This is a genomic window from Luteibacter sp. P4_D7_3 (assembly GCF_056401735.1).
This window is the reverse complement of record NZ_JBFUIT010000003.1, coordinates 1-21,598: the sequence shown is the minus strand read 5'-3', so window position 1 is coordinate 21,598 and position 21,598 is coordinate 1. Positions and strand designations below refer to the sequence as shown.

The 21,598-nt window shown below is 63.4% G+C and carries 19 protein-coding genes and 1 pseudogene; 5 read left to right on the top strand and 15 right to left on the bottom strand.

Going from position 1 to position 21,598, the window contains the following annotated elements; all coding sequences use genetic code 11:
* Window positions 1-10: 10 nt before the first annotated feature.
* The 5 genes from AC1DSN_RS00745 to AC1DSN_RS00725 all read right to left on the bottom strand — a co-directional run bounded on the left by AC1DSN_RS00745 (window position 11) and on the right by AC1DSN_RS00725 (window position 4,222).
* The gene (locus AC1DSN_RS00745; protein ID WP_063572993.1) at window positions 11-223 is read right to left on the bottom strand and encodes a hypothetical protein; all 213 of its coding nucleotides are present in this window, start codon (window positions 221-223) and stop codon (window positions 11-13) included.
* Window positions 224-391: 168 nt separating this feature from the next.
* Window positions 392-1,669, bottom strand: coding sequence for a nucleotide sugar dehydrogenase (locus tag AC1DSN_RS00740; protein ID WP_477329241.1), 1,278 nt, complete (start codon window positions 1,667-1,669; stop codon window positions 392-394).
* Between the two features lie 78 nt (window positions 1,670-1,747).
* Window positions 1,748-2,239: a RidA family protein gene (locus tag AC1DSN_RS00735; protein WP_477296409.1), complete on the bottom strand. Its 492-nt coding sequence runs from the start codon at window positions 2,237-2,239 to the stop codon at window positions 1,748-1,750.
* A gap of 1 nt (window position 2,240) precedes the next feature.
* Window positions 2,241-2,633 carry a c-type cytochrome gene (locus AC1DSN_RS00730; protein ID WP_231873980.1) on the bottom strand — a complete coding sequence of 131 codons (393 nt, stop codon included), beginning with the start codon at window positions 2,631-2,633 and terminating at the stop codon, window positions 2,241-2,243.
* 14 nt (window positions 2,634-2,647) lie between these two features.
* Entirely contained in the window at window positions 2,648-4,222 is a 1,575-nt protein-coding gene (locus AC1DSN_RS00725; protein ID WP_477329239.1) for a flavin monoamine oxidase family protein, read from the bottom strand.
* 178 nt (window positions 4,223-4,400) lie between these two features.
* On the opposite strand from AC1DSN_RS00725, the gene AC1DSN_RS00720 reads away from it, so the two are divergent.
* Together AC1DSN_RS00720 and murU are read left to right on the top strand one after the other, a co-directional pair.
* Window positions 4,401-5,414, top strand: a complete 1,014-nt coding sequence (locus AC1DSN_RS00720) for an aminoglycoside phosphotransferase family protein (RefSeq protein WP_477296414.1) — start codon at window positions 4,401-4,403, stop codon at window positions 5,412-5,414.
* The gene (gene murU, locus AC1DSN_RS00715) at window positions 5,411-6,097 is read left to right on the top strand and encodes an N-acetylmuramate alpha-1-phosphate uridylyltransferase MurU (protein WP_477296416.1); all 687 of its coding nucleotides are present in this window, start codon (window positions 5,411-5,413) and stop codon (window positions 6,095-6,097) included. The genes AC1DSN_RS00720 and murU overlap by 4 nt, the downstream gene beginning before the upstream one ends.
* Before the next feature lie 25 nt (window positions 6,098-6,122).
* On the opposite strand, the gene AC1DSN_RS00710 is transcribed toward murU, so the two are convergent.
* From AC1DSN_RS00710 to AC1DSN_RS00690, 5 genes and pseudogenes are all read right to left on the bottom strand, one after another.
* Entirely contained in the window at window positions 6,123-6,350 is a 228-nt protein-coding gene (locus AC1DSN_RS00710; protein WP_046966000.1) for a hypothetical protein, read from the bottom strand.
* An 82-nt stretch (window positions 6,351-6,432) separates the two neighbouring features.
* Window positions 6,433-7,740 (bottom strand): annotated as a pseudogene (locus tag AC1DSN_RS00705) (PQQ-dependent sugar dehydrogenase); the annotation flags it as partial.
* 73 nt (window positions 7,741-7,813) lie between these two features.
* Window positions 7,814-8,839: a flagellar motor protein MotB gene (gene motB, locus AC1DSN_RS00700; RefSeq protein WP_063573710.1), complete on the bottom strand. Its 1,026-nt coding sequence runs from the start codon at window positions 8,837-8,839 to the stop codon at window positions 7,814-7,816.
* 7 nt (window positions 8,840-8,846) lie between these two features.
* On the bottom strand, window positions 8,847-9,701 hold the full coding sequence (gene motA, locus AC1DSN_RS00695; RefSeq protein WP_477295615.1) for a flagellar motor stator protein MotA: 855 nt from the start codon (window positions 9,699-9,701) through the stop codon (window positions 8,847-8,849).
* 81 nt (window positions 9,702-9,782) lie between these two features.
* Window positions 9,783-11,096 carry a sensor histidine kinase gene (locus AC1DSN_RS00690; protein WP_255548505.1) on the bottom strand — a complete coding sequence of 438 codons (1,314 nt, stop codon included), beginning with the start codon at window positions 11,094-11,096 and terminating at the stop codon, window positions 9,783-9,785.
* Window positions 11,097-11,230: 134 nt separating this feature from the next.
* On the opposite strand from AC1DSN_RS00690, the gene AC1DSN_RS00685 reads away from it, so the two are divergent.
* A complete protein-coding gene (locus AC1DSN_RS00685) occupies window positions 11,231-11,596 on the top strand; it encodes a response regulator (protein ID WP_213948639.1) in 366 nt (121 codons plus the stop codon).
* Between the two features lie 6 nt (window positions 11,597-11,602).
* Here AC1DSN_RS00685 and AC1DSN_RS00680 read toward each other — a convergent pair whose 3' ends face one another.
* On the bottom strand, window positions 11,603-11,956 hold the full coding sequence (locus AC1DSN_RS00680) for a hypothetical protein (RefSeq protein ID WP_063574347.1): 354 nt from the start codon (window positions 11,954-11,956) through the stop codon (window positions 11,603-11,605).
* A 199-nt stretch (window positions 11,957-12,155) separates the two neighbouring features.
* Here AC1DSN_RS00680 and AC1DSN_RS00675 point away from each other — a divergent pair, with 199 nt between their 5' ends.
* Window positions 12,156-12,395 carry a hypothetical protein gene (locus tag AC1DSN_RS00675; protein ID WP_477295612.1) on the top strand — a complete coding sequence of 80 codons (240 nt, stop codon included), beginning with the start codon at window positions 12,156-12,158 and terminating at the stop codon, window positions 12,393-12,395.
* A 110-nt stretch (window positions 12,396-12,505) separates the two neighbouring features.
* On the opposite strand, the gene secF is transcribed toward AC1DSN_RS00675, so the two are convergent.
* The 4 genes from secF to tgt form a co-directional block, all read right to left on the bottom strand.
* Entirely contained in the window at window positions 12,506-13,468 is a 963-nt protein-coding gene (secF, locus tag AC1DSN_RS00670; RefSeq protein WP_063570444.1) for a protein translocase subunit SecF, read from the bottom strand.
* Window positions 13,469-13,478: 10 nt separating this feature from the next.
* Window positions 13,479-15,353: a protein translocase subunit SecD gene (gene secD, locus AC1DSN_RS00665; protein ID WP_477295609.1), complete on the bottom strand. Its 1,875-nt coding sequence runs from the start codon at window positions 15,351-15,353 to the stop codon at window positions 13,479-13,481.
* 61 nt (window positions 15,354-15,414) lie between these two features.
* Complete coding sequence (yajC, locus tag AC1DSN_RS00660; RefSeq protein ID WP_063570442.1) at window positions 15,415-15,762, bottom strand: preprotein translocase subunit YajC; 348 nt, start codon at window positions 15,760-15,762, stop codon at window positions 15,415-15,417.
* Window positions 15,763-15,899: 137 nt separating this feature from the next.
* Window positions 15,900-17,030, bottom strand: a complete 1,131-nt coding sequence (gene tgt, locus AC1DSN_RS00655) for a tRNA guanosine(34) transglycosylase Tgt (protein ID WP_063570441.1) — start codon at window positions 17,028-17,030, stop codon at window positions 15,900-15,902.
* 159 nt (window positions 17,031-17,189) lie between these two features.
* On the opposite strand from tgt, the gene AC1DSN_RS00650 reads away from it, so the two are divergent.
* Window positions 17,190-21,598 (top strand): neuraminidase-like domain-containing protein (locus AC1DSN_RS00650; protein WP_477329236.1); only part of this gene is annotated, 4,409 nt, incomplete at its 3' end.

The following is a 21,598-nucleotide window of genomic DNA, read 5'->3' as shown; positions in this document are numbered from 1 at the left end:
GCTCAGCAGATCAGCGATTCACCCAATGGCACTGGCGGGTGGTGTGATAGTGACCGTGATGGTCGGACACGCGCGCGTTGTGGCAGACCTGGTGACGATGGTGCACCGGCGGATGATGGTCGTCGGCGTTAGCGGCCAGCGGTGCCATGAACGCCGCGCCCATCACGAGTAGTGCGAGAACTCGCGAGCGGTTCTGGGTGTTGCTTCCGGCTTTGATAGTCATGCTGGTCTCCTCTGTGGGGAGCACAACGTCGCTGTTCCTGAGAGGTGAGTCAATACTTACGGAAACGGCGCCATGGCGGCATTCAGAAAGGTGCATGAAAGGCGAAGAAGCGCAAGTTTTTACGGTCCTCCGCGAGCAGGCTTCGCCGATGAATCGGCTCCCACTTTTTTATAATCGGCCGTCCACGCTGTCCTGGGGGAGGACGGATTTTACGTCGTAGACGACGGCGCCCTTCCTGCCGAACCCGCGAATCTTCTGCGGGCCGAAGGCGCGGAATTCATCGTGAGCCACGGCGACGATCACGGCGTCGTACACACCCTCTTCGATGGCGTCGATCGTGCGTACGCCGYACTCCCGCGAGCACTCCTCGTTGTCCACCCACGGGTCGTACACATCGACATTCGCCATCGACTTTTTCAGGTCGCGGACAATATCGATCACGCGCGTGTTGCGTAGGTCCGGGCAGTTTTCCTTGAAGGCGAAACCGAGGACGAGTACGCGCGCATCGACGATGTGCAGGCGACGCTCACTCATCAGGCGAATGACACGGTCCGCCACGTAGGTGCCCATGCGGCTGTTGATGCGACGTGCGGCGAGGATCAGCTCCGGGTGGTAGCCGGTGACTTCCGCCTTGTGCGTGAGGTAGTACGGGTCGACGCCGATGCAATGTCCACCGACCAGGCCGGGCCGGAATGGCAGGAAGTTCCACTTCGTGCCGGCCGCCTCGAGCACTTCGCCGGTGTCGATCCCCAACCGGTTGAAGATCAGGGCGAGCTCGTTGACCAGGGCGATGTTGACGTCTCGCTGCACGTTCTCGATGACCTTGGCCGATTCGGCAATGCGGATCGACGATGTCTTGTGCGTGCCTGCGCGGATGATCGTGCGATACAGCGCGTCCACGCGATCGGCCGCTTCGGGGGTGGACCCCGAGGTGAGCTTGCGGATGTCCACGACACGACGCGCATGGTCGCCCGGATTGATGCGCTCGGGACTGTAGCCGCAGTGAAAATCCACGTTGAAGACCAGGCCGGAGCCGGCCTCCAGGAGGGGCACGCAGATCTCTTCGGTCGTGCCCGGATAGACCGTGGATTCGAAAATCACCAGGTCGCCATGGCGAATGACCCCACCGAGCATCCGGCAGGCCTTCTCCAGCRGCTCGAGATCCGGGCGCTGTGCCTCGTCGATCGGCGTGGGCACGGTGACGATGTAGACGTTGCGGTCGGCAAGATCGGCGATGTCGCCGCTATAGCGCAACCGGGCGGCGGCCGAGAGCGCGTCGCCGGTGACCTCCATCGTATGGTCGTGCCCGGCGCGGAGCTGCTCGAGCCGGGCCGGGTCGATATCGAAGCCAAGGGTATCGAAGTGCCGGCCGAATTCGACCGCGAGCGGCAGTCCGACGTAACCGAGACCGATGATGCCGATCCGTGGATCAGGGGTAAGAGCCATGGGGCGCCCGGGCGTCCAAAAGAAACGAAGCGTACACGCCGGAGCGGTGGCTTAGTACCACCGCCCAGGCAGAAGGCCTCACGGACGGACGGCGGTCACCTCGATCTCGACCAGGAAGTTGGGGCTCGCGAGCCCCGCCACCTGCATCGCAGAGCGCGACGGCAGGTTCGGCTGGGCCGGGGTGCCAAAGAATTGCGTGTAGCCCGCCATGAAGCCGCCGAAGTCCATCTTGCCGCCCTTAGCCGGGTCCCCCACCAGGAAAACCTGCATCTTCACGACATCGCCCAGGGACAGCCCCATGCCCTTGAGCTGCTTGTCGATCGAAGTCAGGACGCCGATGGTCTGGGTGCGGGTGTCGCCATAGGCTTGCGGCGTGTCCTTGGGCGCCGTGGTGTCGGCCACGGGGGGCACGGCGCCGCTGAGGAACACCAGGGTCTTGCCCGCCGGGATTTCCACCGCGGCCGAGATCGGGAACGTGCTGTTCGGGATCTTGTGGCGAACCACGTCGGCGGCGAAGGCAGGTGCCACGGCCATGAGCAGCAACGGTACGAGGATGACTCTCTTCAACATGTCACATGCCCTCCGAGGGCGGCTTGGCAGGATGAAACGGTGTGACGTCTTCGGGCTTGAGGGTGTCGGTATAGGCATTGCCGAAGTGCGTGCGGACGTAGTTCACGACGCCGGCGATCTGCGCGTCGGACAAACCGTTGCCGAACGACGGCATGGCCCCGCGCCCGTTGATCACCATCACGACGGGATAGGCGGCGGAGGCGAGCTTCGGATTATTCGCAAGCGCCGGGTAGTGACCGGCACCGACCGCGCCCTTGCCGTCGGGCATGTGGCAACCCTGGCAGATGTGTGTGAACAGCTGTTCGCCCGTCGCATGCGGAATGTCCTTGTCGGCGATGAAGGCGGGGTCGCTGTTCTGTGCGTGCACCGCGCTCGCGACGAGCCACGCGGACATTATGATCGCGCGCCTCATGAGCGACCTCCCGCGCCGGCGCGCGCATGCAAGGCATCGATCGCCGAAAGCGACGAGAGGATCGCACCCTCCTGCCAGGCCGGCAGGTAGGACGCGTGCTCACCCGCCAGCACGATGCGTCCATCCATCGAACAGATATCCGCATAGTGCTTCGCACGACTCGCGTCGTTCCATCCACCGAAGCAGCCCAGCGTGAACGGCGAACGATGCCAGGCGACGGCCATGCCGTTCTCGAACGACTTCGTGTATTGGGGGTGGATCATCGCTCCCTGCTCGACGCCCTTGCGCACGCGCTCGGCCGGTGTGAGTGACGTGAACTCGAACGCCTCCGTCGAGAACGTGTAGGAACCCAGCAACACGCCCTTCTTCGTGCCGAACCCGTGACTTGGGTACGAAATCATGCCGATCGGAAGGTCGGTGCTGGTGATGCCACCGTAGATAGCCTCGTCCTCCTCCCAGAAGCGACGATCGAACTGCAGGCCGACCTTCGACGACGCCCAATAGGGAACGGCCGAGATCGCCTCGGCCTTGGCCGCCGATACCTGGATCGGGATCTGACTGAGGATGGACAAGGGAATCGTGCACACGCACCAGTCCGCCTTTGCCTGGCGTGGCTGGCCCGCGGACCCCGCGTCCTCATAGGTCACGGTGACGCCGTGCTCGTCCTGGGCGATCGCGGTGACCTTGGCGTTGTAGGTCACGACATGGCCGATGCGTTCGACGAACGCTTTCGAGATCGCATCCATGCCGCCGATCGGCTGCATCAGCGTGGTCTGGTATTCCTGCTGTTCGTTGGTGCCTAGCGAAGCCCATAGTTTCGCGTGCAATACATCGGACAGGCCATTCGGCCGGGAGAACTCGGGTTTACCGTCGGGACCGCCGCCGGCATGTTTGGCAAAGCCGCGGCGCTCGCTGCTGTCGCGGCCTTCGACATAGCGAAACTGCTTGTCGAGGCCACCCAGTTCTCGCAATGCTTCAAGCAGGACTTCGCGATCCTCCTTGCTCACCAGGTCGTCGAGCCGACCCTTGTCACTCGCCTTTGYAAGCAGCTCCGCAACACCGCCGTTGAGGTCGGCTTGCACTTCGCGCAGACGTTGCGGCTTACCGCCGTACGCGCTGACGCTATGCAGGTAGGCATTGTGATTGACCTGCACGAAGGGCTCGAGCGGAATGCCGAACTGGCGGCAGTAATCGAGCACGCCGTGATGGTGGTAAGGAATACGCCATGGCCCGGGATTGAAGTACAGGCCCTTGTCGAACGCGCACACCTGCTTGTGTCCACCCAGCTCGGTGTACTCATCGCCACCGCGGAGTGTCCAGTTGCGACCACCTGCGCGAGCGTTGTACTCCAGCACCTGGACCTTGTAGCCCGCCTTACCCAGCTCGTAGGCCGCGACCAGGCCAGCCAGACCGGCACCGAGGATGAGAACCGTGCCGCGCCCCGTGCCCTGCAAAGGACCCGACCGACGGTACGGCGATTCCGCGGCAAAGCCAAGGTTGTTCATCGCCTGGTACATCAAGGCGCCACCGCCTGCGACGCCGATCATGCGCAGTAAATCGCGACGCGTCATGGACGCGGACTTACAGTCGTCTTCCATCCACCCACCCCCGATAGCGGCCCCGTGCAACCAAGATAACCACACGTTGCATTGCACAACAACCGCCCCATCACTACGCACCAAACGGGTGCTATGACAGGCCCACGCAAACGTTCTAAGCTCGCGGATAGCCCCGTTTCGCAGAGCCCGCATGACCACCCTCGAAGAACGCTCAGCCGCCCGCCTCGCGTGGGCGCGCCACGTCACCGGCCAGCACGAACTCCTGCTGGAAAGTGCCTCGGCCGATGCCAGCTTCCGTAGCTACTGGCGCGGCTATGTCGATGGCCAGCCGGTGATCGTCATGGACTCGCCGCCGGAAAAGGAAGATCCTGCGCCCTGGGTCGCCATCGGCAAGCGACTGGCGGACGCCGGCCTGCACGTACCGACGGTGATGGTCGCGGACCTGCAGCAAGGGTTCCTGCTCATCGAAGATCTCGGCACGCGTACGTACCTCCCGGAACTGGACGATCACACGGTCGACGCCTTGTACGGCGATGCACTCGACGCCCTGCTCCGCATGCAGATGCACGTAAGCACCGAAGGGCTACCCGCCTTCGATCACGCCTGGCAGACCATGGAAATGGAAATCATGCCGGCATGGTTGCTGGAGAGGCATCTTGGCGTGACGCTGGAATGTGGCGAGTGGGACATCGTCGAGAACGCGTTCACGGCCATCATGCACGCCATCGCCGAGCAGCCGCGCGCCTTCATGCATCGCGACTTCCACAGTCGCAACCTGCTGGTGACCACGGAGCGCTCGCCCGGTGTGATCGACTTCCAGGGCGCCATGTCGGGACCGCTCACCTACGACCTCGCCTCGCTGCTTCGCGACGCGTATATCGTCTGGGACAACGAGCGGGTGGAAGGCTGGGTGGAGGCTTACCGCCTGCGCCTGCTCGATGCGCACCTGCTCGAGGAGAAGGTGGATGCCGATCGTTTCCGCCGCTGGTTCGATCTCACCGGCCTGCAGCGCCATATCAAGATCCTGGGGTTGTTCTGCCGGCTGTGCTATCGCGATGGCAAGCCCGGTTACCTCGACGACCTGCCCCGCGTCTTGCGCTACGTGCTGGATACCGCCCGCCGGCATGCCGACGTCGCGCCGTTGGCGGACCTGATCGAAACGAAGATCGGCCAGCGCGACATCCGCGTCCCGGTGAAGGCATGAGGCATGCGCTGATCCTCGCCGCCGGACTCGGCGAGCGCATGCGTCCGCTCACCACGCATACGCCAAAACCGCTTCTCGAGGTGCTTGGCAAGCCACTGATCGTGCATCACATCGAAAAGCTCGCTGCCGCCGACGTGCGTTACATCGTCATCAACACCTCGCACCTCGCGGACCAGTTCCCCAGCGTGCTGGGCGACGGCTCGCGGTGGGGCGTGCGACTCCGGTATTCCTACGAGGGCCCGACCCCGCTGGAAACCGGCGGCGGCATGCACAACGCCCTGCCCCTGCTTGGCCCGGAGCCCTTCATCGTCGTGAGCGCCGATATCTGGAGCGACATCGACTACACCGCGCTACCCCGTGAGCCCGAGGGCGTCGCTCACCTGGTCATGGTCGACAATCCCGATTTCCACCCGGGCGGCGACTTCGCGCTGAAGGATGGACGGCTATACGAGGGAGACGGGCCGACCGGCGCGGAGCGCCTGACTTTCGGCAACGTTGGCGTTTACCGGCGCGAGATCGTCGAGGACGAAGTCGCGGGGCGCTTCAAGCTGCTGCCGATGTACCAGCGCGCCATCGCGGCGGGCCGGCTTTCCGGTGAAAAGTACAGCGATTTCTGGCGCAACGTCGGGACACCAGCGCAGCTCGACGAACTGCGAGAAAACCTGGACTCCCGACGCGCGTGATCAGACGTGCTAAATCAGATCAGGCTTACTGGATCGTTTCGGTGCTCAGTGCACGCAGGCGCTCATGACCCATGGCGAACGCTTCGTTGAATGCACTGGTGATATCGTCGAAATCGTTGGTACCGGTGTTGGTTTCGATCTCTTCGCCGACGTGATCCAGGATCCGGTAACTCGACCGGTAAACCTGTCCACCGCCGTCGTCGTGATACTTAACCGCCTTGGCCACCACTCTGAACTTACTGTGATTTTCCATTGCGCTTTTCCTTCCCCTGTACCCCGATACTGACCGGGGAAGGTGACGGTTGCAAGTGACCCGCATTTCGGGATGAAACGGGCGGCGCGACACGCCAGATGGCGTTGCCGACGTCGTCCGCGACCAGTAGTGCGCCACGCCCGTCGATTGCTACGCCAACCGGGCGGCCATAGGCTTCTCCCTCGGCGCCGAGGAAGCCGGAGAGGACGTCTTCGGGCATACCAGATGGACGTCCATCCGTGAATGGAACGAAGACGACCTTGTAGCCACTGAAGGGGCGCCGGTTCCATGAACCATGCTGCCCGATAAAGGCGCCGTTGACGTAGTGCGACGGCAATACACCCCCACCGGCGTAGAAGGCCAGGCCCAGCGACGCGGTATGCGCCCCGAGCGCGTAATCGGGAACGATGGCCTTGCCGACCATGTCGGGCCGCGGAGGAACGACCCGCGAATCGACGTGGTTGCCGTACCAGCTATACGGCCAGCCGTAGAACCCGCCTTCCTTCACCTCCGTCATGTAGTCGGGAACGAGGTCGCTGCCCAGTTCATCGCGTTCATTGACAGCGACCCAGAGCGCCTTGCTTTGCGGCTGCCAGCCCATGCCATTCGGGTTACGCAGTCCCGAGGCGAAGACGCGCGAGGCGCCGGTGACCGGATCGATTTCGAGGATGCCGGCGCGGCGGTCTTCAGCCGGCATGCCGTTCTCGGCGGCGTTGCTGTTCGATCCGACCGTCACATAGAGCGTCTTGCCATCCGGGCTCGCGATGACGTTCTTCGTCCAATGGTGATTGATCGGACCCGCGGGGAGATCGGCGATCCTGACGCCCGGCCCCGTGGTCGCGGTGGCCCCTTCGCTGTAGTGAAAACGCAAGAGGGCGTCGCTGTCCGCCACGTAGAAATCGTTGCCAACGAGGACCATGCCGAAGGGCGAGTGCAGGCCGGTAAGGAAGACCGTGCGCGTTTCGGCGACGCCATCGCCGTCGGTGTCGCGCAGCAGCGTGATCCGGTTCGCGCTCGGTGTCACCGACCCGGCACGCTTCATCGCCTTGCCCTGGACCCAACCACGGATGCCCTTGCTGTCGTCCGGCTTGGGCGGCGCATTGGTCTCGGCGACCAGTACGTCACCGTTGGGCAGCACGTAGATCCACCGTGGATGATCCAGGCCACGGGCGAATGCCGTCACGGCAAGCCCACTGGCGGCCGTCGGCGTCGTTCCTGCCGGCCATCCCTTCGCATCGGCAATGTGCAGCGTGGGAATCAGTCGCTTGTCCGGCGTTGGCAAGGTCGGTTTCGGACCCATGCCCGCTTCGCCCGGCAGCCTTGCACTCTCTGTACAGGCGCCGAGCGCGGTGGTCAGGGCGGCCAAGGTCATCAGGCAGGCACAACGCATCGGAAGGTCCCTCGTCGGTCAAGTGACGAGTGGACGCCTCACCCCGGTTGCTGCACGTGAAGGTCCGTGCCGGTCAGCCGCCTGGCGTGCCTTCCGCAGCCACCGGCATGGCGCTGCCGACCGCCGATGCCGAGGTGCCGGCCGGTGCGTCAGGCGCGCCGCCGCTCACATGCTCGGCTTCCGCCGAATGCAGCGTCGGCACGGCCGGGAGCGTTTTTGCCTCGTCCGCGACTTCCGTCGACAAGGCGGCCCTCGCCGCCTCGTTCGTCATCACCACGATGCTGATGCGGCGATTGATCGCCGAGGACGGATCGGTCTTGTCGAACGGCACCGACGCCGCCAGGCCCACCACGCGGGCGACCTTGTCCGGCTGCATGCCACCCTCGGTGAGTGTACGGCGCGCGGCATTCGCGCGGTCAGCGGAGAGCTCCCAGTTGCCGTAGGCGCTGTCTGCGCGAATGTACGGCGCGTTATCCGTATGGCCAGAGATGCTGATCTTGTTCGGCACCTGGTTCACGAAGCCCGCCAGCTCGTGAAGGATCTGCACGGTGTAGGGCTTGAGGGCGCCGCTGCCGGTGTCGAACATCGGACGGTTCTGCTTGTCGACGATCTGGATGCGCAGGCCTTCCGAAGTGATGTCGATCAGCAACTGGTCCTTGTACGGGGCCATGGCCTGGCTCTTGGCGATCGCCTCGGTCAGGTCCTTCATCAGCTGCTCGAGACGACGCTTCTCCTTTTCCTTGGCCAGCTTGTCGATGTCCGACCCACTCGGCTTGGCGAAGGCCTGGTTGTCGCCCGGCCCCTTGGGCAGGTCCATCGCACCACCGAGCTTGATCATGCTGGTGCTGGCACCGCCCGGCCCCATCTTGCCCGAGGGCGCCATGGTCGACTGGCCCTGGGTCATGCTCGGGTTCTTGAAGTATTCGGAGATCGCCGCGCGCTGCTGCTTGGTGCCGGCGCCGACCAGCCACATGACCAGGAAGAACGCCATCATGGCCGTGACGAAGTCGGCGTAGGCCACCTTCCAAACGCCGCCGTGGTGCGCGTGAGCACCCCGTTTCTTCTTGCGGACGATGATGACTTGCTTCAGGTCACTCATCGGGGACTTACCGAGCGCTCTTCAGATGCGCTTCGAGGTCCTGGAAACTCGGCCGCGTGGTGGTCTGCAGCGATTTGCGGGCGAATTCGACCGAGACCATCGGGTTGTATCCGCGCAGGTTGGCCAGCAGACCCACCTTCACGCACTCGAAGGCACGGCCATCCGTACTCACACGCGCCTCCATCGCCGCCGACAGCGGACCGACGAAGCCGTAGGAAAGAAGGATGCCGAGGAACGTACCCACCAGCGCGCCAGCAATGTGCTCGCCGATCACCGCGGCATCGCCATCGATGGACTTCATCGTGATGACGATGCCCAGCACCGCCGCGACGATACCAAAGCCCGGCAGCGCGTCCGCCATCTTCTGCACGGCCAGGGCCGGTGCCATCGCCTCGTGGTGATGCGTTTCCAGCTCGACATCGAGCAGCTGTTCGAGCTCGTGGGGATCCATGCTGCCGCCAACGATGAGGCGCAGACAGTCCGTGACGAAGTCGATGAGGTGGTGCTCCGCGATCAGGCGCGGGTAGGCGGAGAACAGGCTGCTGTTGGCCGGGTCCTCAATGTGGGATTCCATGCCCAGCTGCCCTTCCTTACGCATCTTGGTGAAGATGTCGTACAGCAGGGACAGCAGGTCGATGTAGTCCTGCTTGCGGTAACGCGGGCCCTTGAACAGGCCGATGGCGTCACGGCCAGCGCCCTTCACGATGTCGATCGAATTGGCGCTGACGAACGCACCCACGGCGGCGCCGAAGATGATCAGCAGTTCGTACGGCTGCCAGAGGGCGCCGATCGAACCGTGCGAGAGCACATAGCCGCCAAGCACCGAGACCAGGACGACGATAAAACCAATGATGACCAACATGACGTGCTTCCTTCCCAGTCGTCTTTCTTATCGGCCGCCATGGCTAAAAATTGAGGAACTTCGTCACGTTTTCTGAACGATTCACTCCGGCAACTCGAGCGGTTCGGGATAGCGCGGAAACACGAGCCGGATGCGGGTGCCGACGCCGGCCTCGCTCTCGATCTCGATGCCGCCACCGGCCTGCGCCACCGTCCCGTAGACCTGGGCCAGACCCAGGCCCGAGCCGCCTTCCTTGGTCGTGAAGTACGGCTCGAACAAGCGCTGACGGACGTCCTCCGCCATGCCTCCGCCCGTATCCGTCACACTGACGAAAATCTGTCGGGTGGCGGCGCGCTCGCGCATAACCTCGCCCGTGGACCCGCCGCCCATGCGCTCACCGACCTCGATCACTATCTTGCCCATCCCCTCCATGGCATCCCGGGCGTTGAGGCAGACATTCATGAGGGCCTGTTCGAAACCGTGACGGTCGAGCCATACGGGTAGCGGCCCGGGCTGGCGATAGACCTCGATGGCGATACGCCCACTCATTCCATGACGCGCAAAATCCGCGAATCCTTCCACGATGTCGCCCAGATCGAAGGGTTCGGGACGGGCCTGCTGGTTCCGGGCGAAGGCAAGCAACCGCCGGGTCAACGCCGTGGCGTGCCGGGCGCCTTCGACGGCGTAGGTGAGCATGCGCCGGTGCCGCGGTGCCAGTTCGTCCACATCGTCCTGCAGACCCGACAGGCTCACGATCACCGTTTGCAGCATGTTGTTGAAGTCGTGGGCGATACCGCTGACCAGTTGGCCGATCGCCTGCTGCTTCTGGGCCTGACGCGCACTGGCCTCCGCAAGGTCCCGCCCCCGCTGGGCCATCGCCAGTTGCTCGCTGACACCCGCCAGCGAACTTTCCGCTTGCCGCCGGGCGCCGTGTTCGGCCTCCAGCCGCTCGAGCAGGCTGCCGTACTGTGTCGTGGCGCTGGCCGACCGGGCGACCGACTCGTTCAATCGGTCCTGCAGGAGCTCGTTGATCGCCTCGAGCGCCGCCTGCAGGGCGACCCGCTCGGTGACGTCGCGACTGATCACGATGAAGTGATCGAGGGTGTCGTTGCAGACGACGGGGGCCACCATGACTTCCCACCAGCGGGACGTGCCCACCGAGGTGCGCCGGGCGCTGACGAAGTCCACCCGCTCCCCGGCTGCCGCGCGATCGAGCGCCCGCGCAACCATGTCGCGTGCCTCCACGGGCCAGAGATCCAGCCACCGAGTGCCCAGCAAGTGATCGACGCCTTCCGGCGCCAGCGCCGCGCAGCCAAGACCGGCCACGAAGCGGATGACCCCTTCGCGGTCGAGCTCTTTCATGCAATCGGCGGAGGCCTCGACAAACTGCCTGTACCGCCCGTCCCCAGTGCTCATGGCGCGCCCGCCTTCCCCTAGCCGTGTGCCGTGCTATGACGCACCGCGGCACGGCTTCGTGTCAAGGCATATCTGTCACGTCGCCCGCACGACAGCAAGCGGAGAGTGCCGGCCATCGCCCCAAGGGATTGCCCATGACCGCCGCCGGACATGTACTTGTCGTGGAAGACGACCCCAACGTACTCGACATCACCAGCTACATGCTGGAGCGGGAGGGGTATGAGGTGCTTACTGCCATGAACGCCAATGCGGCGCTGACTGTTCTCGCCGCGCATCCGGAGGTGGGCCTTGTGCTCACCGACGTGAATATGCCTGGGGAGATGGATGGCATCGATCTTGTGCGGGAACTGCACCGGCGGGGAAACCCGGTGATCTGCGTGGTCGTTTCAGGGGATGCAGCTCAAGCCACGGGCAGGCTGGGCACACTGGCCGCCTTCCTGGCCAAACCCTACGACCGCCGCAGCCTGCTGAAGGCGGTGGGCGACGCCATGCCGCACTGACCGGGGTCAGGCGCCCCTGTGATGGTGGTCGTCTTCGTCTTCGTCTAGGTCTTCGTCGTCCGACTCGTCGCCCAGCGGCTCACCCGGCAACGCGCCTTCGAGCTTGTCGTCGTCGAAGCCGGTCTCGTCCTCGGCAAACACCGGTGCGCCCTCATCATCCACTTCCAGCACCAGACCTAGCGCCTTCTCCGCCGCCGCCCGTGCGCTCTCCTCGTCGCGGAAGCTGCGCTGATCGTAGACGGTGAAATAGCTGGGGAAGCCCTTGGCCACCGGATGCGATGACAGCAGCGCCTTGAAGCGGGAGCCGTCCTGGGTAGCGCTGCTGCGCAGGGTGAAGCCTGGAAATTCGCGTTCTGCCATGGGTGAAACCTCATCGGGGGTGGAAATTCTAGCCCAGCCGGGACCTTGGGAGCTTTACCTGAGAAAACGTGACACGGATCACACCCATCATTCAGCCGATGGGCACTTGCCCCTCAAGTTCTTGTAGGGTATTTCCTACATCAAGCGGCCTCACACAGCATTCACGACGACCGCGAAACAGGGGTAACAGGGGCACCACATGAACGTCATCACCACTACGTCGCCTTCCCGGCGTCTGGCGTGGACCGTATCCGCAGTCCTCGCGATTGCCGGCCTCGTTGGCCTGGCGCTCGCGCCCAGGGTCGCCGCCGCGATCCCCAGGACAGCGATACAGATGGTCTACGCATGGCTTTGCGCTTCGCTCGTAGGCTCCGCCTACGTCGTGCTGACGCTCGCCAACGACACGGAAGGCGCTATCGAGGACAGGGACGAATTCTGATCTCAGGGACGGGGTGTGACAAACAAAGAAGCCCGCCAGAAATGGCGGGCTTCTTTGTTTAACCTTGTGGAGATTTACCCTGTGGGGATTGACCTGTGGGGGCCGCCGACTTACGGACGACGCTCCAGCTCCGGATCTTCCTTGCTGCGCGGCATGAGATCCTTCTTCGACACGCCGAGCCACAGCAGGATCGGGCTGGCGATGAAGATGGAGGACAGCGTGCCGACCAGGATGCCGATGAGCATGGTGATCGCGAAGCCGTGAACCACCGGGCCGCCGATGAAGAACAGCGCCGCCATGGTGATACCGGTGAACAGCGAGGTGATGATCGTTCGCGACAGCGTGCTGTTGATCGAACGGTTGAGCACCTCTTCCGGCGTCGCATTACGGCTGGCGCGGAACAGTTCGCGGACACGGTCGAACACGACCACCTTGTCGTTGATCGAGTAACCGACCACGGCGAGCACCGAGGCAAGCACGGTCAGGTCGAAATCGCGCTGGGTGATCGCGAAGATGCCCAGGGTGACCAGRACGTCGTGGATCTCGGTGGCCAGCGCCGCGACGGCAAAACGCCACTCGAAGCGGAGCCACAGGTAACCCATGATGCCGATGATGACGAAGGCCACGGCGACCACGCCGTCGCTGCGCAGCTCTTCACCGACCTGCGGGCCGACGAAGGAGCGGCTCTTCTGGATCACGTCCGGACGCGAGACCTTGAGCGCGGCGATGACATCACCCGCGACCTTGGCGGCGGCTTCGTCGCCGGTCAGGGAGACCGAGTTCTTGTCGTCCTTCGGCTGCATGCGGATGGTGTAGTCACGCGTGCCGCCAACGGCCTGGACCAGCGGATTCTCGAGGCCGGATTTCTCCAGCGCCGAGCGAACGTCCGCCGGATCGATCGGGGCCTGGTATTCCACCTCGACGGCTACGCCGCCGACGAAGTCCTGGCCGTAGTTGAAGCCCTTGGTGAGGATCAGGCTGATCGAGCCGACCATCAGCAGGATGCCGAGGCCGATGCTGAAACGACGCAGGCCGAGGAAGTTGAAGTTCGAATTGTGGTTGAAGATTTCCATGGCTTCCTCCTCAGACCGACAGGGTCTTGAGCTTGCGGCCGCCGTGGATCAGCGCGGTGATGGCGTGCGTGACCGTCACCGACGTGAACATCGACGTGAGGATACCGATGAAAAGCGTGACGCCGAAGCCCTTGATCGGACCCGAGCCCATGGTCATCAGGCCGAGCGCGGCGAGCAGGTGGGTCACGTTGGCGTCGAGAATCGTCGCCCAGGCCTTGTCGTAGCCGGTGCGGATCGCAGCCAGCGGCGAGGAGCCGTTACGCAGTTCTTCGCGGATACGCTCGCAGATCAGCACGTTGGCGTCGATCGCCATACCGAGGGTCAGCACGATACCCGCGATGCCCGGCATGGTCAGGGTGACGTGGATCATCGACATGACCGCGATGAGCAGCACCAGGTTGAAGAACAGCGCGATGTCGGCGACGAGACCGAACAGCTTGTAGTAGATCGCCGCGGCCACCAGCACCAGCCCGAGGCCGAGCATCACCGCCTTGAAGCCCTTGTCGATGTTGTCCGCGCCGAGGCTGGGACCGATCACGCTCTCACCGACGATGTCGATGGGCACCGCGAGCGAACCACCGCGAAGCAGCAGGGCCAGTTCCGAAGCTTCCGAATCGCTGGGCAGGCCGTTGGTCGAGAACTGCTTGCCGAACGGCGAGCTGATGTTCGCGTAGTTGATCACCTCTTCGGTGATCTTCGGCGTCTTCACTTCCTTGCCGTCGACCATCTTGGTTTCGGTGGTCCGCGTGATGTAGAGCACCGCCATCGGCTTGCCGACATTGCCGTTGGTGAAGTCCTGCATCTTGCGTGCGCCGGCGCTGTTCAGCGAGACGCTTACATTGGGCGTGCCGTTCTGCTGATCACGACCGGATACCGCCGAGGTGAGTTCGTCACCGGTGGCGATGATGGTCTTGCTCAGCAGGTATGGACGGCCGTCACGACCGTAGTACAGCTTGGCGTCCGGCGGCACGCTGCCCGAGCGGGCGGCGTCGGCGGCCTGCGGCGGCGTGTACAGGCCAGCGCGGTACTGCAGCGTGGCGACGGCACCGATGATCTTCTTCGCCTCGGCGGTGTCCTGCACGCCGGCGAGTTCCACCACGATCTGGTTGGCGCCCTGCTGCTGGATCAGCGGCTCGGACACGCCCAGGGCGTTCACGCGCTGGCGAAGCGTCGTGAGATTCTGCGTGATCATGCTCTGTGAGAGCTCGCGCAGCTTGGCCGGCTTGATCACCGCGTCGAGGATGAAACGATTGCCCGTGGCCGCGCCGTCGGTCGTCGTGAGTTCCGGGTAGTCGGTAGCGATGAGGGCTGCCGCCGCCTGGCGGTCGGCGTCTGTACGCAGCACCACACTGACGCCCTGGCCGCGCGCATTGCGATTGACGGCGTCGTAGGACACCTTCTTCTCGCGCAGCAACGCGCGGATGTCATCGGTGTAGCGCGTTTCCTGCGCATCGATCACCGCGCCCTGATCCACTTCCATCAGGAAGTGCACGCCGCCCTGAAGGTCCAGACCGAGCGGCATCGAGAAGGCATTGATCGACTGCAGCCAGGTCGGCACGGTCGACGCCTGGTTGAGCGCCACCGTGTAGCTCTCGCCCAGGGTGGTGCGCAGAGCGTCCGCCGCCTTGGTCTGCGCATCCGCCGTGGCGAAGCGTGCCAGCAGGCGGCTGGTTTTCGCATCAACGTCGATCACCGTGGCCGGCGTCTTCGCCGTGGCGAGGATGTCCTCGACCTTGGTTTTCAGTGCCGCATCGACCGTCGCGCCGCGGTTACCCGAGATCTGTACCGCCGGCTGGGCCGGGAAGACGTTCGGCAACGCGTAAACGATGCCGAGCAGCAACACGATCACGACCAGCGCGTACTTCCAGCGTGGAAAATCACTCATGCCTTGCCATTCCATGAAAAGCGGCCACAAGCGGCCGCGGCTGACGCCATTGAGACGAAGCTCAGGACTTTTTGAGGCTGCCCTTCGGCAGGACCTGGGTGATCGAACCCTTCTGCACCTGAACGACGGTGCCCGGGGCGATCTCCACGCGAACGAAGGACTCGCCCACGTCTTCGATGCGGCCGGCAAGACCGCCGCCCATCACCACTTCGTCGCCCTTGGCGAGCGCGGACAGCAGGTTGCGATGCTCTTTCTGGCGCTTCATCTGCGGGCGAATCATCATGAAATAGAAGATGCCGAACAGCACCGCCATCATGATCAGCGGCGAGAGGCCGAGTGCCCCACCCTGGGTGGCCCCGGCAGCGGGAGCGGTGGCCTGTGCAATGGCGGCGAAGGTCGGAAGGCTCATCGTCAATTCTCGCAAGTCATGGAACAGCCACGGAAAAGCGGCTGCTCACGTAAAAAGATCGTGGATTATGCCACGCACCCCGGTGCTTATGTACGGCGCCCCGCCAAGGCTTGGGGGCGCCGGAGAGCAGCCGCAAGTCAGCCGTCGACTTCGGCCTTGCGCCGCGCGGCGTAGAAGTCAGCGACGAAGTCGTCCAGCGTGCCAGCCTCGATCGCGCCGCGAAGGCCAGCCATCAGGCGCTGGTAGTGGCGCAGGTTGTGCATCGTAGCCAGCTGGCTGCCGAGGATTTCGTTGCAGCGATCCAGATGGCGCAGATAGGCCCGGCTGAAGCCGTTGGCGCAGGCGTAACAGTCGCAATCTTCCTCGATAACGCGCGTATCCATGGAGAACTTCGCGTTACGTATGCGTAACGTGCCCTCCCGAGTGAACAGGAATCCATTGCGGGCGTTACGCGTCGGCATCACGCAGTCGAACATGTCGACACCGCGGCGCACGGCCTCGACGATGTCCTCCGGGCGGCCCACACCCATGAGGTAACGCGGCCGGTCCTTCGGCAGGACGTGCAGCGTGAGGTCGAGGGTGTGGTTGCGCTCTGCCTCCGGCTCACCCACGGCGAGACCACCCACGGCATAGCCGTCGAAGCCGATCTCGATCAGCCGCTCGGCCGACCGGTGGCGCAGGTTTTCATACGTGCTGCCCTGGACGATGCCGAACAGGGCATTCGGATTCTTCAGGTCGTCGAAGGCCTGACGTGATCTTTCGGCCCAGCGCAGGCTGAGCTCCATCGAATCGGAAGCGACCTTCTCCGTGGCCGGGTAAGGCGTGCATTCGTCGAAGATCATGGCCACGTCCGAATCCAGCACCTTCTGGATCCGCATGGACTCCTCGGGCGAAAGGAACACCTTCGAGCCGTCCACGGGCGAGGCGAACGTGACGCCTTCTTCGGTGATCTTGCGCTTATGTGCCAGCGAAAAGACCTGAAAGCCACCGGAATCGGTAAGGATCGGCTTATCCCAGCCGATGAACTTATGCAGGCCGCCGAATTCGCCGACGATCTCCAGGCCCGGGCGCAGGAACAGGTGGAAGGTGTTTCCAAGGATGATCTCCGCGCCGGTGTCGAGCACGTCGCGGGGGGTCATGGCCTTGACGGAACCGTAGGTGCCCACCGGCATGAACGCCGGGGTTTCCACGGTGCCGCGGCCGAATCGGAGACGGCCACGCCGGGCCGCGCCATCGGTGGCGAGGAGGTCGAAAGGGAGCTGGGTCATCCGCCCATTCTAACGTCCCCGCCGCGCCCCTGCCCGGACGCCTACAACCAATGGCCTACTCCCCGGGATGCTTGAGGGGGCGTAGGGTCGGGCGTGCATGGAATGCACACGCCGTCGCCCATTCGGACGCGGCGAGGAATCACAGTCAAGGACGATGACATGCCCAACGAAACACCGCCGCAGGCGCCGCGCAAGGCCAGCCGCGCTAACCATTCCGCGAGCTATATCAGCCTTTTCGGCTGGCCAGAGTCGGTCCAACCGGGCGAACTCAACGACAACACCTTGCCGCTCGCCTATCTGACCGAGTTGCACGAACTGCTGAGCCGCCTCGAAAACGGCAAGAGCACTTCCGGCGATGTCGATGAAAAGGCCTTTCGGATTCTTCTCCAAGAGCGTCGGCCGGACATTCCCCGCATGCCGATGGACGACAGCTCACTGAAGCGGACGTTCCCCGCCCTGCGCCGCGTCATCGACATCCTCGAGGACAGGGTCCGTGAAGTAGGGGTCGAAGTTCCAACCTCCCGCGCACTCACGACGGACGGATCCGACGAGGCCGCCAAACGCCTTTTGCGCCTTCACGAAAACATTGCAACTGCGAGCTTTCCCGCAAGCCTTCCCTTTCACTTCAGCTGGGAGCGCATCAAGGCCGTCTTGCAGCAGCGCAAGCTGACGGCATGGGACGCGGTCAGAAAATCCGACTACAACTATCCCAATTTCACCTTCAGCAATCGTAGTTCGGCCTCGCTCCATGCGGCCACGACGATGGCGAGCGGTCTGTCACCCGAGCTACGTCAGCTACTTACGGCAGACGACAGTACGGTCGCCGCGACGATCGCCACCTTGCGCGAGCACGCATCGCGACTGCCTTTCGCGGCCGCCGACGAGCCCGACCTCACCCACACCGACACGCTGCGCCGTGTACTTGGCCTCAGCCGGAAGCAACTGCGCCAATGCCTTGCCGTTTACCGGCCCGCATTGGCTGGCGAGGATAGGGCACCTCCTTCAGCTGTCGTGCGCAGCCCTTTTGCAGAAACGACAACCGAGCCCTCGTCGAATGCGGACTTCGGTGCCGCCTTCATCCACAACGGCACGACACCGCTCTACCTGTGCAACGCGACCGCCGAAGGAAGCGGTGACGCCAGCGGTGACATCACGATCGTAGGTGCCACCGATGCGCATCTCGATCGGATGATTCGTATCATCCGCCTGCACCACGCGATGAAACTGCCGTTTCCCGACATCGACTTGCTCGTGGTCACCGCGTTACGCGCCGAAGGCCACCGCACCGATTTCAAGATGACGCCGACCACCATGCGCGCCATGGGGATGTTCCAGCACCTGCGCGAACAATACGGCGTGACCGCGAACCAGTTCGCTGCCTTCATCGGCTCGATTGCCGTGTGCGCCACGGGACGTGAGACGCCGTTTTACGACACCCTCTTCAACCCGCGCGGCATCCTCGATCGCCAGGACGCCGAGCCCGTACTCACCATGGATGGCATGGAGTTCTCCATCGAAGCGGAGGACGTCGATAGCGCGGTGACGGTGAGCCAGCTTAGCCAGGCATTCGGCGCCGACGAGACCACGGTTCGCTGGGCACTCGAATGCGTAATCGAAGCGCAGGACATCACGAAGCCAAAGCGAACGCTCGACGTGGTATCGGCCTGCTACCGCCTGATTGCGCTGCCTCGAGCTGTGGGTCTGAATACCGAGGAAATCACGCCCTTCCTCAGCGCGTTGAATAAAGAGAACCCGGAGGTCTTCAGCCAACTGGCAGGCACGCCGTCGCTCGCCCCTGAACCGGAAACGCAAACCACCTCCGGCGGCGCGATCGACACCGACGACGCCGAAGGCAACGACTCCGACGAGGGTGCCTTCGACTTCAGCACATGGCTCTTCGGGGCATGGAGCCGCGAACCGGCTACGGCAAGCGATTCGGCCGATGTACTGAACGTCATCGCCCTGGTCATGAATGCTGCTGAATGGTTCAAGCAGCACCGGTTGCCGATAGCCGCCTTGTGCCGGTGTCTCTTGATTCCCGAACCGACCAAACCGTCCGCTCGCTGGATCGAAGCGACCCGCTTAGTCATAACGGCACAGCGCGCTGCCGTTAAAGGCAGCGCGGATGGGGAAGACGGTACGAAGGTGGCGACGAAGACAGACCTCGTATCAAGCGCGATCCGGCATGCGCTGCAACTAATCGATCCGTCGCTTGCTCTTCCCTTGCTACACTGGATCAACAGCGACGCTACCACGTTCATTGCCGCGATCGACGCGCTCGAACAGCGCGCCATCGCCTCGGCAGCAAAGACCGCTTTGCCCACGCCGACGACCGAGGCGACCAGGACCACGGTAACGATCGACGTGAACGCCCTGGCGGCGGCCTTTGGCCCCGACGACCTACGCATGTGGACCGAGCTCGAACGTCGCTCCGCCGTCATGCAACTCCTTCGGCTGAGTCCCAACGGACTCAAGGCGATGACCGAGCAGCCGGACTGGTTCAATCTGGAGGGTCTTTCCTCCGCCATGCGCCCCCTCGACTTCACCACGCTATATCAGGTCACCCGCTACGGCGACTGGCTGGCCACTTTGCAGGAGGGCGTCGAGGAACACCAGGCCATCGATTACCTGCGGGAAGCCAAGACCAATCGCACGTTGACGCCTGAAAAAAGCGCAGCGACGCTGGCAAAACTGACTGGCTGGCGCAGTAAAGACATCGAGCTCATCGCCCTCGCCATCGCACCGAAGACCGTCGCCGGAACGGCCGAAGACCTCCGCGACATCGACTACCTTATGCGTATGCACGAGCTCTCCGCGCGCACTGGCATGTCGATCGACGCGCTGCAAGGCCTGAACAAGCTGAAGTTCACCCAGGACCACTCCCTCTTCGAGATGGTCGCCACCCGCATGATGGCCGCGTGTAACGACGACGAGGTACTGGAGATCGAAGGCCGTCACGGGGAACTGTGGCGCGATGCACTCGTCGCCTGGCTGCTAGCCCATTGGGTGCCCACGCAACCGCGGCTGGCTCATATCACTGACGTCGACAGCCTCTCCGATCATCTTCTTACCGACGTCAGGGTCGGCAGGGAACCGAACACCAGCCTCGTCGCATCAGCCATGGCGAGCCTGCAAACCGGCATCCATCGCATCCTCTCCGGCCTCGAAACGGGTCACGAGCACAACGCCGAAATCACCGGCAAACTGAAAGCACTCTGGAGCGGCACGCTAGGTGAGTACAGCCGCTGGAAGATGCTTAAACAGCTTCGGAACCACCCCGAGAACCACGTCGATCCCTCCCGACGCGCGCGCAAGACTGCTTTGTTCGCCGACCTGGAAAACCTTCTTTCCCAAGGCAAGCTCAGCGCTGTCGATGTGCAAACCGCCATCCTTGGATACCTCGCCGGGTTCGAGGCGAACAGCAATATCCAGCCTCTGACCGCCTATCACGACGGCACCGATCCCACGCAAGACACCTTCCACTTCATCGGGAAATCGAACGTATCTCCCCCCACCTATTACTGGCGGACACTCAACATGAGCGTGCGCGATGCCAGCAACGCGCCGAGCATGCTTGCATGGTCCGAGTGGGAGCCCGTAACACTACCGTTGAGCGGCGCCATCACACAGACACCGGTGCCGTCGGCCGCCGACGTAGACGCGACCCAGTTGCCCAAGCTGACCAAAGAAGCAATCAAGGAAGACCCCCGCACCCACATCGACACGATCCGCCCCGTGGTCATCGACACGCGTCGCTATATCTTCTGGGTCGAACGCGATACAACAGGGTTGCCCGTGGGAAAAGGTGGCGCGACGAGCCTATTCTTCGCACTGCGCGTCTGTTTCTGTTATCAGCAGATCGACGGACTATGGGGTCCATCGAATGTTCTTCTCGAAATCAACGGTCGTAACGATCAGGGCGTACTCCTTGGGGAGACCGAGAAAGACTCGGGCATCGTTGCACCCGAGTCCACCAAAGGCACGTGCGACGCCAACATCCAGCTGAAAACCCTGGAGTTCTCCCCCGCCATGCTTGTCATGGTCAACGCCGAAGGAGCGCGCAAGCACGATCCCTGGCTCACCGTGCTTTTGTATCAAGTCGGCGACGCACCATCAGCACGGCTGCGCAACAACAACTACTACTTCATCTCTCGCGACACCTTGCTCCTCCGCGATCGCTCCCTCGACGACGTTGTCGAAACTCCAGGAGGCCCCAGTCCCGATCGACCCATCGAAGATAAGCTTCTCAAAGACTGGAAGGAACACTTCCGCGATCCGCGCGTGGTGCAACACCGCTATATCGGCAACGCTGTTGAGATGGTCGAGGCGGATCAGCCGCTCAATGCCTACTCGGTAAGGGATGAGGGTGCTGCTGCTGACATTGCCACTCGCTTCGATCTGGGTGGCGGTGGCCTGGGGGAAGGCAAGCTCACCGCGAAACTACGGGATGACGATGAGTTCATTGAGCTCGTCGCGGGCTATCAAGGCGCATGGTCGGTCGGTGAGACGACGGAAACGAACGAATCGTATTCGTGCATCATCAAGGATGGCCCAGGGCACGATGCCGG